This is a genomic window from Methanolobus sp. (genome assembly GCF_016278385.1).
Classification (GTDB): domain Archaea; phylum Halobacteriota; class Methanosarcinia; order Methanosarcinales; family Methanosarcinaceae; genus Methanolobus.
In genome coordinates this window covers 176,875-192,709 of record NZ_JADQBY010000002.1, presented here as the reverse complement: position 1 = coordinate 192,709, position 15,835 = coordinate 176,875, and the positions used below count along the sequence as shown (strand labels likewise).

The window sequence follows — 15,835 nt, the reverse complement described above, 5'->3', positions numbered from 1 at the left end:
GTATAGTAAAAATAGCAGCTAAAGCATTATTAAAGGAAAAATTCTACAAGGTGCAGCTACACACAAAGACTCTCTCTCTGGCAAGCAAACGGACTGATCTGCCTCTGTACACCCGGGTGCTTGCAGGTGGTGTTGCCATCTATGCTTTAAGTCCGATCGATCTGATTCCTGATTTCATTCCTGTCATAGGAACAATTGATGATATTATTCTTGTTCCTCTGGGGTTCCTGTTGGTCAGGAAACTGATTCCCGAACCTGTTATGAGGGAGTGCAGGTATGAGGCTGAGCAGAAGCTGGCCAGTAAAAAACCATCAAAGTGTTCTCTGGAAAACTGACATTTCTCAAGTGGATGCTTTATCTTGGAATATAGAACATGATGAATACGCCTATAAGAGCTATCAAGGCACCAATTATTTCATACCTGTCCGGCTCTGTTCTATCCACGAACTTTCCCCATATAAGTGAGGAGACTATGAATATTCCTCCGTACGCAGCATACACCCTTCCGAAGTGTGCGGGCTGAAAAGTGGGGATGATCCCGTAGACTGCAAGCACGACTCCTCCCAGCAACCCTATCCATATGCCTTTCTTTTCCCTCAACCATAACCATACGAGGTATCCTCCGCCAATCTCAAAGAGGGCGGCCAGGAAGAACAGTCCGAGGGATACGAGTGCAAATGATACCGATCCTTCGTTCATGATTATTCACCTTCCCTGGGCCAGAAGTAAATGATTCCCACGCCAACAAGAATTACAATACAGCCTATGATGTCATAAGTGTCCGGCGGAATTCTGTCAAACACCCAACCCCATAACAGCGACATAACCACAAATATGCCTCCATACGTGGCGTATATCCTATGGAAATGTGAGGTCTGGAAGGTTGGAACGATTCCGTAAAGGAACAAGGTGATAGCTCCGAGTAGTGCAAAGCTGATATCTTTGTTCTCCCGTATCCAGAGCCAGATAAAGTACCCTCCTCCAATCTCAAAAATACCTGCAAGGATAAACAGGAGAATGGTAAGGATCATACTTTTTGTTCTGGAGGTGCACCTGGCATCTATCTGTGTCATGGTATTTACTTCTCACAGTTATCATAATAAAACGTTTGTTTCAGGCTCTGTTGATATCTGGTGTACCAGATGTTCAAATAGTCTTCAGGCCTATTATAAGGGGCAAAGGCAAGTAGCTAAAATATCACGGAGTCTGTCTAATGGAAAGCCAATCATCTTCATGGTCAAAAATTGAGGGAAAGAACATCCCAACAACCATTGAGCTTGACCCGAACATCTACAAATACACATTTCCAGGCTGCCATATCCTTGATATCGGCTGTGCCAATGGAAAAGTAAGTATTCCCCTGGCATTGCATGGCTATTCGGTAACCGGTGTTGACGTCAACACTGAGGTGCTGAGTATGGCAAAATCCTTTTCTAAATCACAGAACTGCCCGCAAATCCCATTGTTCGTTAAGGGCAATGCCACAACTCTCCCCTTCCCCGATGCAAGCTTCGATGTTGCAGTAATGCAGGCTTTCCTGACCACAGTTGTCTCAAAAGAGGACCGTGGCAGAATAATCCGGGAAGCGTGCAGAGTTCTGAAACCAGAAGGTCATCTCTACATCGCTGATTTCGGACAGACCTGGCACTCGAAGCTCTATCGTGAACGCTACATCAATGACCTGCCGGTGACAAAAGAGGAGGGTTCAATCGTTGCTTATGATGAGGACACCGGGGAACTTGCTTATATTGCTCATCATTTTACTGAGAAAGAGCTTGTTCTTTTGCTGATCGAGAACGGGTTTGAGGTTGAGTATTTCAAGAATGATGAGTTTGTGACAAGGACAGGGAAGCGGGTGAATGGGTTTGTGATTGTGGGGAGGAAAGTGTAGTTCTTTTGCATTTGAATAAAAGTATAATTTTCAACTCTTTTAGTTAATGTAATATATTCTTGCAGATTATTTGTTATCATGAAATTATCTGAAATTGTAGTGTCAAATGAATGGAATGAGGGCATAAAACATGATTTTTTTGTTAGGCTCAGGAGGTCTCCTACAGACTATCATAAAATGAAAAACTGCGCAGACAAATCCCACAATATTGCTTCAACAGGTGATAACTATAAAGTATCTGAAGCAATAAAAATCCTTGATTATGCCATGGAACATTATAATGATGATGTTGGTATGGCTTATTCCCTGCAAGTGAAAGGATATATTTTAGAAAAATATTTGCGTGACTATCTTGCAGCATATGAATGCTATACAAAATGGGCAGATATAGGTACTAATCTTATTGGTCATGATTTTAAAAGGCTTAGAAGCTGGCTTCGTGCATCTAAACTCAAGCCAAATAAACAATTAATGGAACTCATGTCTGCTAATTTGGATAAAGGTCTGTGGCCATCAAAAGAAGAACGTTTTTGGTCAGCTACTGCTTTTGCTGTGATTTATACTTCTGAAGGTACTGTTGAAGATGTAAAAAGAGCAGCAAAAAAAGCTCTTGAGATAATAGGAGAAAGTGAACCAACTGTCCTTCAGAGATTATTAGGTAATCACAGGCCTATACCTGATTCTCTCGATATTACTTATGAAGAGATATCTATAGTAAGAACATTAGCATTTAAAGGGAAACGTTGATAGATATTTATACACTGTCCCAATTACTATCAATTAAAATATTATGATGTGTGGTGCTATGATTTCCATTTTTAAAAGCAAAGAACAAAAATTCTGGTCATGGTTCCAGAAAAACGAAGAAAAGATACTGAATTTTGAAAAAGACCAGGATTCTGTTTTCAAGGAGCTTCATTCTCAAATGATGCAGGTAAACAAAGATATTGTCTTTGAATTTGGTCCAATTGTCAATGGAAAAAGAGAGTTCGTTTTAAGTGCAGGTGGAATTATTTCTGCTTTTGAAGATGTTAAAAAGCTCTATTCTGCTGCTCCACAAATGGATAAATGGTCTGTTGTTAAGTTCAGGCCAAGGAGGGAACCATATGATGTGGTGTATGGAGAGAAAAAAGTCAAAGTGAAAGATGTCCATTACGTGCTAATAAAGGATCAATCGCCTGATAAAGTGGGTATCATTTTGTTTTTTGACGATTTTAGTGAAGTGGAATACGACTTATGGTTAGGAATTGGATTCTCATTCCTTGATCAGGTTCTGGGTGAATATGACGTTGCAACAATATTAGGAGGTATACTGGTTGCTTCGTCACAATCTGAGCATTTTGCCAGTGCAAGTCCACTAAACAAACTGGCAAATGATTTGGATCGTCAGTTCAAATAATTAGACATCTAGGGAGTTTATTTCCTCCCAACCCCCTTAAAGAAACTATAAACAAAAGTCCCATACTCCGCTGCAGTCCTGTGCAGGTCCTCAATCCCTCTGTCAAAACTCTCAGTATCAATAATTCCTAGTTCAATGGCACTCTCCCTGACACCTTCAACCATAGGAATAATGGTCCTTCTCACAAAACCTTCCTCCATGTGTGGCCTGCTGGAATCGCTGTAAACCATGCGGGGTGAGACTGTAATGTCAGTGAAGCCTGCTTTTTTGATAAGCGGATAGATTTGCCTGCCGATGAGTGAATTGCCTCCGAGCCTTGCCTGCGCTTCTACAAGGCTATTCCAGGCTTTTACTGCGTCCTCTGTTTGCGGGTGGAAGAAACATGAGCCGTGATCGCCTTCAATGACGGTGATAGTGCCCCCTTTCCTGAGTACTCTGCGCAGGTTTGCAAGAGCCTGAACCGGTTCCTTTAGGTGTTCAAGCACGAAGCAGACGAAAATGTGGTCGAAGCTCTCATCTTCAAATGGGAGGTGAAAGATGCTTTCCACACGAAACTCCACATTTTTAACTCCCTCTTTTGCAGCACGTTCATTAGCTTTGTTCAGTGAGTCCTCTGATATGTCTATGGATGTTATTTTTGCCTGTGGGCTGTTCCTTGAGAGGATTACCGTCTGGGCACCGATACCACATCCGGCTTCAAGCACTTTGCTGTTTGCCGGGTATTTTGTATCGCTGTGCAGGAGTTCTTCCAGTGTGTTTGCCTGGTCGCATAGGCGGACAGATTCTCTTTCGGAATAGCCGTGAACGTAGTCATAGGAGGCCATAGTAGAATATTGTACGGATAGACTTAAAAATGCACGTGTTTTGTCTGTAAAATCAGATATTCTGCTGTTTGTCCATATCTAGTAATCCATCCTTGACCCAGATGATCCGGTCTGCTTTCTCACCTTCCTCAATTTCATGGGTTACCATTACTATGGTTTGACCTATCTCTTGGTTGAATTTCCGGAACAGATTTATGACATCTTCTGAGGATGCAGAATCAAGGTTTGCAGTGGGTTCATCCGCAAAAAGTATCTTTGGTTTATTTACAAGTGCTCTTGCAATGGATACTCTTTGCTGTTGCCCTCCGGAAAGTTCAGATGGGTAATGATACATCCGATCATTAAGCCCAACTGCAGTAAGAATGTCCTCTGCCATTTTCTCGTACTCTTCTTTTTTAAAATTCCTTGCCATTGGTGTGATATAGACATTTTCTATGGCGGTAAGTTCCGGTATAAGATTATATGATTGGAAAACATAGCCTAATTCATCAAGTCTGAATCTTGTCCTTTCTTTTTCAGAGATGTTGATGACGTCATGATCGTCTATGATTATGTTTCCTTTAGTAGGTTTATCCAAAAGTCCCAACTGGTGCAACAAAGTGCTTTTTCCACTTCCACTTTTTCCCATGATGGCAACAAACTCACCTTCTTTGATCTCAATACTGATATCCCGAAGAGCGTATGTTTTTACTGCACCATTTATGTAAACTCTTTCAAGGTGCTCGGTTTTGATGATAGCCCTTCCCATGCTCATCCTCCAAATATTGCATCCAGTATGTTCTCATCAGCCGCTTTTTTAGATGGGAAAAAACCGGCTATTATTGATGCCAATATAAGCGTTGCACTGGTCACCATAAGTCTCTCGGTAGTCAAAATAGGGATTACTGGCCCAATTGGCATGTTAAGTGGGTGTATTGACAGAAGCAATAGCAATAGTTGCATTACCACATTTCCAATTATAACTCCTGTAATGCCATAAGCAAATGACTGGAGGACATATGATCCCAGGATTATTTGTTTTTTGATTCCCACTGCTTTGAGTATTCCTATTTGTTTTCTTTTGTTTGTGACATTGATGAATATAATGATATATATCGTTGCAAAAGCCGTGAGAAGTCCAATTGTACCAGTTATCTGGTTTGTGATCTGAAGGCTCCCTACAAACTGATTGACAGCTCCCATTTTTGTCTGCCATTGGTTGATCTGTTCACTGACACCAAGATCAATAATCTCTCTTGTATAGTATTCTTCCATACCTCTTTCCGGAAGTGCTATTAAAATGTTAGATGCAACATCATCTGTAGAATTAAATATAGCTTGGTACTGATCAAAATTAATTATTATTTTGTCGTCGACAAAGCGTGATCCTGTCTTGTATATGCCTTTTATTTTGTACTCTTTTACAAATCCATTGCTAAAACTCAATGTGATTCTATCCCCAACATCTACATCAAACCTTTTTTGAGTATCTCCTTCTTCGGCATAGGATTTTACCAGATTTGCTCCAATTAGCAGCTCCTCGGTATCTCTTTGGGAAAGATACTCCCCCACAAGGACACTATTCCAATAATCTGAAACATGTTTCTCATTTTCAGGTTCTATGAAAAGAACAGGGTTTCCAATCTCTATATTTTCATGCCTGGCAACTGCACTTGCATCCTGTCTCCTTGCTACTCCCACAACCTCGGGAATTCTTCTGATGTTCTTTACAAGTTTAGCTGAATCATAAATGTAAAGTTCATCTTCCTGGGGTTCGATCATGAGGTGTCCGGTTTGTCCCCTTATCATCCCTTCCTCAAATTCGTAACCCAGACCATCAATGATTGATGCAAAGAATGTAATGGAAAGAAAGCTCATTGCCATTACGGCAACAATGACCATGAAAGTAACTTTGCTTTTAGTGAGGTTCTTATACGCTAAAAAGGTCATTACTTTGAGGTCATTATTGTCCATTTCCATCCTGCCTCTTTTTGAGTATCATATAGGCGGATCCGGCTATAACCAAGATCACGAAAATGGCCAGGAGCACGTTGCTTTTTGGTCTGGTGACCTGGACTGGGATTGTCTGATTTACATTATGTGAGCCAAAATCATCGATATAGGCTATGGTGAGATTGAAGTTTTTCTGACCTGCAGATCCCGGATCAATATCTAAATAGAAAGGTGCATCATCATCAGTTTTAAGCTGGCCGATAAAAGACTTGTAATCTCCTTCTTCAGTCATCAGTTGTACAACTACTTGTTTTGCGTCACCGTTTCCTGTATTTTCGACAATACCTGCAATGTGAACTTTATCCAGAGGTGTGATTGGCGTAGGTGTGATCTTTATATTTTGGATGCCAACCTCTGCCCGGTTTAGTACATTTAGCCCAATGTCGTAGGTCAATGCATAGCTGGTTCCCTGTTCATCGATATATTCAAGTTTAACAGGGAATTTGTATGCATCAGGCTCCAGATCATTTTTCACAATGAAATTACATTCTATCTGTGATGTTTCCGCTGGCATTATCTTACTGATAAGTTCAATGTTAGATCCACGCATCAAAATACTCTCCGATTCAGAACTGACCTTGATATTCTTCGCCATTCCGGTGCCAATGTTATTTACTGATAGTTGCAATGGGAACGTATCTCCAGGGGCTATTCTGTCAATAGTATCAGCTTTTATGGTAAGATCTGGTTTCCCTATGATCTGTATGTATACATTGTTATCAGATGGATTAAGTATCACGTCATTGATGTAAACATCGAATTCCACCGGATAAGTTCCAGAGACGGCATTGGGATCAATTGCCAAATAATAGGTGTTATCGACAGATGAACCAATGTTCAATGTTCTCTTGTTCTCGAAATTCTTACTTTCGCTCTTCAGGTAAAAAGGATATTTCACGTCTATTTTCAATGAAAAGTCTTCGATGCTCTCCACGCCCTCGTTGATGACCCTTATTTTTAGAGTAAGATCATTTCCTGGTTCTGCTGGCTGAGGTGTGATTTCCATACTAGTTATTCCAATACCATTGACACCTGCAGAACAAACCATTGAGGTACCGATAAAGGTCAATAATAAAATTGTCATAAACATACGAATGTGTTTCATATTTTGTTTCATTAAGAATACCTCTTATGACTGTGCTTCATAATCCAGTTAGAGTTATCGATTTTCTATTGTGGGATGTGTGATCCTATTTTCGTAAAGACATTGGTAATTCCCATAGTATGGGACAAGATTACGTTATCTATATAAACAACTATATGGTTGTTTAGATATAGCAATTTCACTCTATAGTAAACCATGAGTAGGTTGAATTATGGAAAATGAGCAATTATTAAGGAATATTGGATTCAACAAATACGAATCCGTTGCATATTTGACCACATTGAAGGAAGGACTTATAGAAGCCACTGATTTATCTAAACTATCAAAAATCCCCATGGGTAAGATATATGCTGTTTTAGAAAACCTGGATAATATGGGATTTATTGAAGTCCAACATTCAAGACCAAAAAAATATCGTGCAGTAGAGGCAAATATTGCGTTCGAAAATTATTACCTTCGAAAAGAGCATGAAATAAATAGGGAACTTGGTACATTTCGGGAGACAATAGATACTATTGAGGGTAACCTGTCCCACTATAGCAGCCAGGTAAAAGAAGGAAATATATTTTGGTCAGCTGCAATGGGAAACGAAGAAGTCATGAAAATGATTAGGCGGGTTTATCGGGGGGCAAAAAAAGAAATATGTGTTGTTGTTCCAAGAACGATCAAGTCAATGGGATCTGAACAATTTAAGGATATGTTTCCTTCAATATTCAATGATACTCTTCTTCCTTTGATGCAAAAAGAAGTGAAAATTAAAATAATAGATCCAAATCCGGTTCTATCTGCTTCTTTAATGCAATTGAAAGAGTCAGTAAGAAATGAATCAATAATGCAGAATATTTCTAAGCATCTCGACATACGGTATTTGGAAACTCTACATAAATTTGTATTGATCGACAAACAACTGGTTATATTGGAAATCAATGATCCGATCAATTCAGATAAAATATTTGGTATGGTCATGGTAAATGACCCGATAATGTCAAAAGAGCTCCATGTGAAATTTAAAGAGATGTGGTCAGTAGCAAAAGAAATATCTGATTTAGATTAAATTTTAATAAAATAAGTGTGAAACATTATACTGTTATTTCTTGTTTTATTTCTTCCCCACGCCCTTTAAGAACATATAATTAAAAGTCCCGTACTCCGCCGCCGTCCTGTGCAAATCCTCAATCCCTCTGTCAAAAGACTCCGCATCAATAATTCCCATCTCAATGGCACACTCTCTAACACCTTCAACCATAGGTATTATGGTCCTTCTAACAAAACCTTCCTCCATGTGAGGACGGCTGGAATCGCTGTAAACCATGCGGGGTGAGACTGTAATGTCAGTAAAGCCTGCTTTTTTGATTAGCGGATAAACCTGCCTGCCAATGAGTGAATTACCACCAAGTCTTACCTGAACATCAACAAGGCTGTTCCAGGCTTTCACTGCGTCCTCTGTTTCGGGGTGGAAAAAACATGAGCCGTGGTCGCCTTCGATGACAGTGATGTTGCCTCCTTTTTTGAGCACTCTGCGCAGGTTAGCAAGGGCCTGAACTGGTTCCTTTAGGTGTTCGAGTACGAAACAGACGAAAACGTGGTCGAAACTCTCATTCTCAAAAGGGAGGTCGAAGATGCTTTCCACGCGGAACTCCACATTCTTGACTCCCTCTTTTGCGGCACGTTCTTTTGCTTTGTTCAGGGAGTCCTCCGATATGTCGATGGACGTTATCTGTGCCTGTGGGTTGTTCCTTGAGAGGATTACCGTCTGTGCACCGATGCCGCAACCGGCTTCAAGAACTTTGCTTCTTGCGGGGTATTTTGTATCGATGTGCAGGAGATCTTACAGCGTGTTTGCCTGTTCACAGAGGCGGACAGATTCTCTTTCGGAATAACCGTGGACGTAGTCATAGGAAGTCATAATAGAATATTGGATGATGATGCTTAAAAAAGTAGGTTTTTTTGTGTCACTACTCTCTGATATTTCCTTTCAGCATCCCTGTCATAAATACAATTGCAAGGCATGTAAAAGTAACTGTAAGTGTCAGAATTGTTCAATCTTCATTAATTTTATCAAGCACAGGGGAAATGATAATATTAATGTTCTATTTTGAAAAGAAGGAATCTACGAAACTGCTATCTCATTTGCACAACAGTATTTTACAATAATTAATAAAAATAGATTGGCAGTATCAGGGCCGCCATAAAATCTCAAATATTTTGCCTACGGTTGAGTGAATACATCTGGATCTTCTTCATCTTCGCAAGATTAAGAGCACCCTTCATCTCTTTTTCTTCCAGCAGGTGTGAATCTATGTAACCATTGTCTACAGCTTCATTATACAGCTCGTATCCCAGGCCGGAGCGGGCAATTACCGTAGTCCAGCCCTGTGGTGTACCAACGCCACCAAAAGAAATATCGGCATTCTCAGCAGCCATATCCGTGCAAAATTTACACGAACTGCTCCTGTACATGTCCAGTTCATGGAGAGGATAGACTTTAAGTTCTTCAGGAGTGTGGAATTCGAACTGACCTTTGCGTATTTTCATGGATTCAACATCTTCCAGGCGTATGTTCTTACTTTCTACAAATTCCTTTATTCCTTCGAAATTGAAAGTATCCATGCAGAAAAGTCCCATCTTTAGAATATTTGCTCTCATGAAAAGATTCAAGAATCCGTATGGACTCTTTTGCATCTTGGTGACGGCATCGATATTACAACTTGGACCCACAAAAGCAATACTTCTCCATCCCTGTTTTATGGCACTCATTAAGGCATTCATCGTCATGCTGTGGCTGTACATACTGCCTGAGGAATCCAGCAATTCCTCGCATGTTCGTGCAATCATAGGTACAGGTTTCCACGGCTCTTCTTCCGATCTTTTGGTGACAATGGCACAGTCGATGAGTCCTTCATCAAGTGCATAGGACAGCATTGCAGTCACAACTCCGCCATCCTGTCCCTTGATATCAGGGAGTGCTGAACGTGCACTGTAAGCATTGCGCAGTTTCCCGATCAGTCCTTCTTCTGTGGTTATGGTTCGAGGGCACTGGTTATAACAAACACCACATGCCGTACACTTGTCAACAAGTGTGGGCTGATCATTTTTTATAGCAATGGACTCGCATGATGCTGCACAGGCTCCGCAGAGAGTACATATCCCTTGCTTTATTATATCCTTCCTTAGTTTCCCAAAAGATATGCGCTCTTTTTCAGGGATCGATCTCTTCATTCGTATTACGCTTTTTTCGAGGTGCTCGAACTTAACCTGGCACCAATCTGAACAAAAATGATACTTTTTCCCTCCGTATTCTGTATTACACGGAGAGTCCTCAGGGACTATTTTTTTACATATAGGATCAATAGGCATCTCAATCTCCCAGGATCACGGATGTCCTTTTAGGATGCGTCATATTGTTCTTATGGTATAAAACAAAATTTGAATTAAATAATGATGAAGGTTCGCATGGTAATGATTATTCATTGTATTTTAGTATTGATTTGATATTATCCAAAACGCTTTTACAATATCTCGTGTAATATTATAGCCTTCATCTTCCTTCACTATTTACAGGCGTTTCAAGTAAATTCCATATAAACTGGAACAGAAAGTGACCCAAATGGCAAAAAATACAGATAAAGACCTGCTCAAAGACAACGGTTTCCTTTCCCAGAGACAGGATGACTACTTCTCAATGCGTCTGCATGCAGCAGGTGGCAATGTGACATCCGACTATCTCAGAGCGGTAGCCGATGCTGCAGACCGGTATGGCAAAGGTTATGTTCACATAACATCACGTCAGGGAATTGAGATACCGTTCGTTCATTTAGATAATGCAGGGGACGCAAGTGAACAGATGATGTCTGCAGGAATCGGTCCCGGAGCATCAGGAAAGAAGATAAGGGCCGTTGTGGCATGCCAGGGTGACAGGGTGTGTAAACGCGGTCTGATTGACTGCCAGGGCATATGTGAAAAAATAGATGAAATATACTTTGCAAAACCTGTCCCATATAAATTCAAAATAGCGGTAACCGGCTGTCCTGCATCCTGTCTGAAAGTTCAGGAAAATGATTTTGGTATTATGGGTTTTTTAGAACCGCTATTTATTGAGGAAAACTGTGTCATGTGCAGGCAGTGTGAAAAAGCATGTGGGATGTCTGCCATAACAATAGAGAACGGCAGCTTATATCTGGACATGAATAAGTGTGTATCCTGTGGTTTATGCATTGCAGCCTGTCGGAAAGATGCCATGCAAATAAAAGAACAGGGATTCACTGTATTTGTTGGAGGCAAGGTTGGTAAAAAGCCACGCATGGGCCAGAAGTTGCTTAAGACTGACGACGAGGAAGTTGTGTTTGATGTACTTGAAAAGACCATTGCTTATTATCGCCAGAATGCCCTTGAAGGGGAAAGGCTGGGTGATGTCATCGACCGTTGCGGTATAGACCAGTTTAGGGAAACAATAAAGTATCTCAGGTAAAAATAGCCTATATAGTTATGATTACCAAAACCGACCATTCTTTTGGTTATCGGAGAATTCATGAAACCAGAAACCAAAGCACAACTCATCTCAGTAGGTTCCGTAAATATGGATCCTGCACTAATCCATAACCTGACCATCCCCACAGCCGGTCCAGGGGCCGGAAATGTGGCCTTCTTCTTCAATTCAGGTGGGCACCGTGTGCGTCTTGCTGTCAAAAAAGAATCTTCTTTAAATGCAGAAATGGAAAATGGGAACCTTGTGATAAGAAAGGACGGTGTTGAGATTGCAAGAGGCAGTATTGAAGAAGAACTCATCCACTGCCCTGATCAGGCGTTCATAACCATGTGTGAAAAATGCATTTATGATTGTAAGTTCTGCCCGGTTCCAAAACTTGGCGGCAAGGTCAAGAGCATGGATCAGATGCTGAAGATGATCGAAGATGCCCATAATACTGGCAGGATGAATGCAATTTCCATTACATCAGGCGTTGAAGTCTCTGCACAGGACGAGGTTGAAAGGGCTGAAGAACTCATTCGCAGGCTCAGGGAGATATACAATGTGCCAATTGGTGTTTCCGTATATCCGACCGAAGACTCCACCCGCAGGCTCAAGGCAGCTGGTGCAAGAGAGCTAAAATACAATGTTGAGACCATGGACCGTGAGATTCACGCAAAGGTTTGTCCTAATCAGGACCTTGAATTCTTACTTGATTCACTAAGGCAAGGTGTCAAGATCTTCGGGAAGAATAAGGTCTGCTCAAATTTCATAATCGGTCTTGGTGAAACAGATGAATCTGCAGAGAAAGGTATTGAAGAACTCGTATCCATAGGAGTTGTACCAATTCTCAGGGCAGCTGCCAGACATCCTTTGCGTGAAGGTGAAGTAACAATAGAGCGGCCATCAGCAGAAAGGTTGCTGCATCTCAACCGTTTCCTGAAGGAAAAACTGGACGAGTATTGTCTGCGTGCCGACACTTTTGATACAATGTGCCTGCCATGTACGGGATGCGATATTAATCCGCATGTTGATTTAGAGGACTAACATTAAACGGTTATAATATTGGAGCAAAATTGGGCTCTGTAGAAAACTTATTTTCTACAAAACCTGTTTTTGAACAACTTTTATACAACCAATAAGCTTCTCTCTATTGAACAGACCTTTGTGTATGATATGGGAAACGTTCCCATCAAGTGCATCTAGGTCAGTTGGTTCCAGATCTTTTGCAGTACAGATAATGATAGGAGTATCAATGGTATCCGGATTTGCCTTGAGCGATTTTATCACATCAAAGCCGCTGATTTCTGGCATCATGAGGTCCAGTACGATCACGTCAGGATGGTTTTTAAATGCAATGTCTATGGCCTCTTGACCTCCATAAGCTGTTAGCACATCAAACTCCTCACTATCTAGCATCGCAGCTAACAGTTCCACTGCATTTACTTCATCATCCACCACCAACACACTAAGCGATGATCTTGAGATATTTCCTTTCACCTTATCCAGTGTATTAAGTAATGCATTCTTTTGAATGGGTTTGATGAAATGTTCCACCGCTCCCCACATGATGCCCAGTTCCCTTTCATCCAGCATGGAAGTGATTATTACAGGGATCTCATGGGTTGGCTCTTTCTCTTTCAAATGCTTCAGTACATCCCAGCCATCCATGCCTGGCATCATGATATCCAGAGTGATAGCAAAAGGTTTCATCTCGTTGGCAAGCTCAAGAGCCTCTTTTCCGTTCTTTGCAGATGCCACACGATATCCTTCATATACCAATGTTGCTTCAAGCAATTCCCTGGAAGCATCGTCATCCTCCACCACAAGTATAAGGGGTTCGTCACCCTTTGAATTGGATGGTTCGATTATTTGTGGAACACATATCCTGGATCCCGTAACATTCACTACGCTTTCAGTTGATGCCTTAGCAGGAATAGCCACTATCTTAGCAGTAATCTCTCTGTTTAAAGCAGGTTCTAAAGGTAATTCAAAAGTAAAAGTTGTACCTTTTCCCAATTCACTTTCTACCCAGACACTTCCGCCATGCATCTCCACCATTTTTTTAACAAGGGAAAGTCCAAGTCCGGTCCCCTCGTATCTACGGGTTGTAGTAGATTCAAGCTGCACGAAGGGTTGGAATAACTTATTCCTGTCCTCTTCGGATATACCGATACCCGTATCTTTCACACTAAATTGTGCTTTGTCATGAACCCTTACTGCAGTGATAATGACTTTTCCACCTATGGGAGTGAACTTGATGGCGTTGCTTGCAAGGTTGAACAGGATCTGCTTGAACTTTAGTCTGTCAACATATATTTTTTCAAGGCTTTCGTCCTTTAATATTTCCAGTTTGAGCTCGCTCTTATCCGCAAGGGGAGCTACTAACTGTTTTACTTCACCAATGGTAGTGTATACATCGAATAGTTCATAGTCCAACTCCATTTTACCTGCTTCTATCTTGGAAACATCAAGTACATTGTTTATGAGGGACAACAGATGTTTTCCGCTTGTGGAGATATTGCCCAAAAATTTTATATGCTTGTCACCCAGTTCTCCGACACTGCCGCTAATCATCAGGTCAGAGAAACCTATTATTGAATTAAGGGGTGTGCGTAGCTCATGGCTCATGTTTGCAAGGAATTCGCTCTTGGCACGATTGGCCATCTCCGCGGTTATCTTGGCCTGGAAAAGGTTTTGTTCAGCTTCCTTTATCCTTGTCATGTCCACAAAACTCTCAACCAGATATGTTCTATCAAAAAGCGATACTGGCACAATGGATATAAGTATCGGGATCTCATTTCCATATGCATTGATCAATATACTTTCCGACTTATTTATTGTCGATCCGTGATGATGAGAAAGACCTTCTCCTGTGTTTACCGGGCATATATAATCATGGCAGACATTACCCACTATCTCTTTTTTAGGCAGGCCGATGACTTCTACAGCTGTTGGATTTGCATCAACTATTATATGAGTTTCTGCATCTATGAGGAGTGTACCGCAGATAATGCTAGATAGAACAGTTTCCATTCTTTGTTTATTCTCTGTTTCAACCTGTTGGGACTCTATCTCCTTTGTTTCAAGTCCCTCTAGCATGTAGTTTATGTTATCTGCGAGATCATTCAGTTCATCATTACCTTCCAGCTCTACACGAGAGGAAAGTGATCCACTGTCAGTTATCTGAGTAAGATTGTTGCTCAGTAAGAACAATTTTGATAACACTGATTTTTCCAATAATATCGCAACTACAATTCCACATATGATTCCTATGAGCAGGATTATAAAAGTTACATAATTTATAGCAGCCTTACCTTGCTGGTGGATACCTCTTGGCATTTCCGCTTCTAAAACCAATGCAGGATTCCCATTAATATCATTCAATACAGTAGTTCCTATAATAGAAGTTTCGCTGGCATGATGGATGTACAAAGTCCCATTGGCCTCTAAAACTGAAGACAACTTTACAGGATCTGATGCTGTATCCCCAACATTGAGACTCCATGTATCTAGAGATAAACTGGTTGTTTCTTCAAGTTCCTCAATTAAGGATGCATCCAGGTACCTCGCAATTATTAAGGTTCCGACTATGGCTTCATCATCTATACTTGGAGTGATAGGGTTGGTAGCAAGTAGGAGAGGTCCTTCGGGAGTGTCGATAATCCCACTCAAATAAACGGGGTGGGATGGTCTGGAAAATAATAACTCTTGAGTGGCCAGATATTCAAGCAAGGCAGTCGAAACATCTCGTTCTTCATAACTATCAATATCTGCCCCCTCTGCATAATATAGTTGACCCGAAGCATCATAGAATAGCATCATATTTAACTGAAGGTTTGCTATTACAGAGGCCTCGAGATTGTTAGTGATGTAGTCGTCACTTTCTCCTAGCACGAAATTGTAAGTATCATCCCAATGACCCCAATCATTTGCTGTGCTAGTGAGGGTGGCGATACGATAGTCTAGTGTTGCCACCGCTCTTCCGACATTCTTCGAAACCTCATCTTCTTCCAGGCGAGCAAAACTGCTTCCCATTATTTGTTCGGTGGATACAAGCAAAATGGCAAACAGGACTAGAAAAATAGCTCCAAGAATCATCAGTGTTCTATTGCGTATTCGCATAGATCAATCCCCTTTAGTCATCATTTCTTATACA

The 15,835-nt window shown here is 41.0% G+C and carries 15 protein-coding genes and 1 pseudogene; 7 read left to right on the top strand and 9 right to left on the bottom strand.

Annotation, left to right across the window (positions count from 1 at the left end):
- Positions 1 to 89 precede the first annotated feature (89 nt).
- A pseudogene (locus QZZ23_RS01300) lies at positions 90 to 305 on the top strand (DUF1232 domain-containing protein); the annotation flags it as partial.
- Between the two features lie 49 nt (positions 306 to 354).
- Here QZZ23_RS01300 and QZZ23_RS01295 read toward each other — a convergent pair.
- A complete protein-coding gene (locus QZZ23_RS01295) occupies positions 355 to 699 on the bottom strand; it encodes a YnfA family protein (RefSeq protein ID WP_292466379.1) in 345 nt (114 codons plus the stop codon).
- Between the two features lie 2 nt (positions 700 to 701).
- Positions 702 to 1,073 carry a YnfA family protein gene (locus tag QZZ23_RS01290; RefSeq protein WP_292466378.1) on the bottom strand — a complete coding sequence of 124 codons (372 nt, stop codon included), beginning with the start codon at positions 1,071 to 1,073 and terminating at the stop codon, positions 702 to 704.
- Positions 1,074 to 1,213: 140 nt separating this feature from the next.
- Between QZZ23_RS01290 and QZZ23_RS01285 the strand changes: the two genes are divergently transcribed.
- The 3 genes from QZZ23_RS01285 to QZZ23_RS01275 all read left to right on the top strand — a co-directional run bounded on the left by QZZ23_RS01285 (position 1,214) and on the right by QZZ23_RS01275 (position 3,290).
- A complete protein-coding gene (locus QZZ23_RS01285) occupies positions 1,214 to 1,891 on the top strand; it encodes a class I SAM-dependent methyltransferase (RefSeq protein ID WP_292466377.1) in 678 nt (225 codons plus the stop codon).
- Between the two features lie 78 nt (positions 1,892 to 1,969).
- Positions 1,970 to 2,638 (top strand): hypothetical protein, encoded by a 669-nt coding sequence (locus QZZ23_RS01280; protein WP_292466376.1) that lies wholly within the window; start codon positions 1,970 to 1,972, stop codon positions 2,636 to 2,638.
- Positions 2,639 to 2,696: 58 nt separating this feature from the next.
- Positions 2,697 to 3,290, top strand: a complete 594-nt coding sequence (locus tag QZZ23_RS01275) for a hypothetical protein (protein WP_292466375.1) — start codon at positions 2,697 to 2,699, stop codon at positions 3,288 to 3,290.
- A 17-nt stretch (positions 3,291 to 3,307) separates the two neighbouring features.
- Here QZZ23_RS01275 and QZZ23_RS01270 read toward each other — a convergent pair whose 3' ends face one another.
- The 4 genes from QZZ23_RS01270 to QZZ23_RS01255 are packed head-to-tail and all read right to left on the bottom strand — an operon-like array spanning position 3,308 to position 7,223.
- Entirely contained in the window at positions 3,308 to 4,114 is an 807-nt protein-coding gene (locus tag QZZ23_RS01270) for a methyltransferase domain-containing protein (protein WP_292466374.1), read from the bottom strand.
- A 52-nt stretch (positions 4,115 to 4,166) separates the two neighbouring features.
- The gene (locus QZZ23_RS01265) at positions 4,167 to 4,862 is read right to left on the bottom strand and encodes an ABC transporter ATP-binding protein (RefSeq protein WP_292466373.1); all 696 of its coding nucleotides are present in this window, start codon (positions 4,860 to 4,862) and stop codon (positions 4,167 to 4,169) included.
- Positions 4,863 to 4,864: 2 nt separating this feature from the next.
- Positions 4,865 to 6,073, bottom strand: a complete 1,209-nt coding sequence (locus QZZ23_RS01260) for an FtsX-like permease family protein (RefSeq protein WP_292466372.1) — start codon at positions 6,071 to 6,073, stop codon at positions 4,865 to 4,867.
- Positions 6,057 to 7,223, bottom strand: a complete 1,167-nt coding sequence (locus QZZ23_RS01255; RefSeq protein WP_292466371.1) for an S-layer protein — start codon at positions 7,221 to 7,223, stop codon at positions 6,057 to 6,059. Before QZZ23_RS01255 ends, QZZ23_RS01260 begins: the two co-directional genes overlap by 17 nt.
- A 199-nt stretch (positions 7,224 to 7,422) precedes the next feature.
- On the opposite strand from QZZ23_RS01255, the gene QZZ23_RS01250 reads away from it, so the two are divergent.
- A complete protein-coding gene (locus QZZ23_RS01250) occupies positions 7,423 to 8,265 on the top strand; it encodes a TrmB family transcriptional regulator (protein WP_292466370.1) in 843 nt (280 codons plus the stop codon).
- 45 nt (positions 8,266 to 8,310) lie between these two features.
- On the opposite strand, the gene QZZ23_RS01245 is transcribed toward QZZ23_RS01250, so the two are convergent.
- Together QZZ23_RS01245 and QZZ23_RS01240 are read right to left on the bottom strand one after the other, a co-directional pair.
- Positions 8,311 to 9,027, bottom strand: a complete 717-nt coding sequence (locus QZZ23_RS01245; RefSeq protein ID WP_292466436.1) for a class I SAM-dependent methyltransferase — start codon at positions 9,025 to 9,027, stop codon at positions 8,311 to 8,313.
- A 380-nt stretch (positions 9,028 to 9,407) separates the two neighbouring features.
- Complete coding sequence (locus tag QZZ23_RS01240; protein ID WP_292466369.1) at positions 9,408 to 10,568, bottom strand: Coenzyme F420 hydrogenase/dehydrogenase, beta subunit C-terminal domain; 1,161 nt, start codon at positions 10,566 to 10,568, stop codon at positions 9,408 to 9,410.
- Between the two features lie 250 nt (positions 10,569 to 10,818).
- Between QZZ23_RS01240 and QZZ23_RS01235 the strand changes: the two genes are divergently transcribed.
- Both QZZ23_RS01235 and QZZ23_RS01230 read left to right on the top strand, forming a co-directional pair.
- Positions 10,819 to 11,679 carry a 4Fe-4S binding protein gene (locus QZZ23_RS01235; RefSeq protein ID WP_292466368.1) on the top strand — a complete coding sequence of 287 codons (861 nt, stop codon included), beginning with the start codon at positions 10,819 to 10,821 and terminating at the stop codon, positions 11,677 to 11,679.
- A 60-nt stretch (positions 11,680 to 11,739) separates the two neighbouring features.
- Positions 11,740 to 12,723: a radical SAM protein gene (locus tag QZZ23_RS01230; protein ID WP_292466367.1), complete on the top strand. Its 984-nt coding sequence runs from the start codon at positions 11,740 to 11,742 to the stop codon at positions 12,721 to 12,723.
- A 54-nt stretch (positions 12,724 to 12,777) separates the two neighbouring features.
- Here the strand turns inward: QZZ23_RS01230 and QZZ23_RS01225 are convergent, their stop codons facing one another.
- A complete protein-coding gene (locus QZZ23_RS01225) occupies positions 12,778 to 15,801 on the bottom strand; it encodes a response regulator (protein ID WP_292466366.1) in 3,024 nt (1,007 codons plus the stop codon).
- Positions 15,802 to 15,835 lie beyond the last annotated feature (34 nt).

Bases quoted from the DNA above. Each gene is read 5' to 3' on its own strand.
- QZZ23_RS01290 (WP_292466378.1), bottom strand. From the start codon at position 1,073: ATGACACAGATAGATGCCAGGTGCACCTCCAGAACAAAAAGTATGATC.
- QZZ23_RS01295 (WP_292466379.1), bottom strand. From the start codon at position 699: ATGAACGAAGGATCGGTATCATTTGCACTCGTATCCCTCGGACTGTTC.
- QZZ23_RS01230 (WP_292466367.1), top strand. From the start codon at position 11,740: ATGAAACCAGAAACCAAAGCACAACTCATCTCAGTAGGTTCCGTAAAT.
- QZZ23_RS01265 (WP_292466373.1), bottom strand. From the start codon at position 4,862: ATGGGAAGGGCTATCATCAAAACCGAGCACCTTGAAAGAGTTTACATA.
- QZZ23_RS01280 (WP_292466376.1), top strand. From the start codon at position 1,970: ATGAAATTATCTGAAATTGTAGTGTCAAATGAATGGAATGAGGGCATA.
- QZZ23_RS01285 (WP_292466377.1), top strand. From the start codon at position 1,214: ATGGAAAGCCAATCATCTTCATGGTCAAAAATTGAGGGAAAGAACATC.
- QZZ23_RS01250 (WP_292466370.1), top strand. From the start codon at position 7,423: ATGGAAAATGAGCAATTATTAAGGAATATTGGATTCAACAAATACGAA.
- QZZ23_RS01260 (WP_292466372.1), bottom strand. From the start codon at position 6,073: ATGGAAATGGACAATAATGACCTCAAAGTAATGACCTTTTTAGCGTAT.
- QZZ23_RS01225 (WP_292466366.1), bottom strand. From the start codon at position 15,801: ATGCGAATACGCAATAGAACACTGATGATTCTTGGAGCTATTTTTCTA.
- QZZ23_RS01275 (WP_292466375.1), top strand. From the start codon at position 2,697: ATGATTTCCATTTTTAAAAGCAAAGAACAAAAATTCTGGTCATGGTTC.
- QZZ23_RS01240 (WP_292466369.1), bottom strand. From the start codon at position 10,568: ATGCCTATTGATCCTATATGTAAAAAAATAGTCCCTGAGGACTCTCCG.
- QZZ23_RS01235 (WP_292466368.1), top strand. From the start codon at position 10,819: ATGGCAAAAAATACAGATAAAGACCTGCTCAAAGACAACGGTTTCCTT.
- QZZ23_RS01270 (WP_292466374.1), bottom strand. From the start codon at position 4,114: ATGGCCTCCTATGACTACGTTCACGGCTATTCCGAAAGAGAATCTGTC.
- QZZ23_RS01255 (WP_292466371.1), bottom strand. From the start codon at position 7,223: ATGAAACAAAATATGAAACACATTCGTATGTTTATGACAATTTTATTA.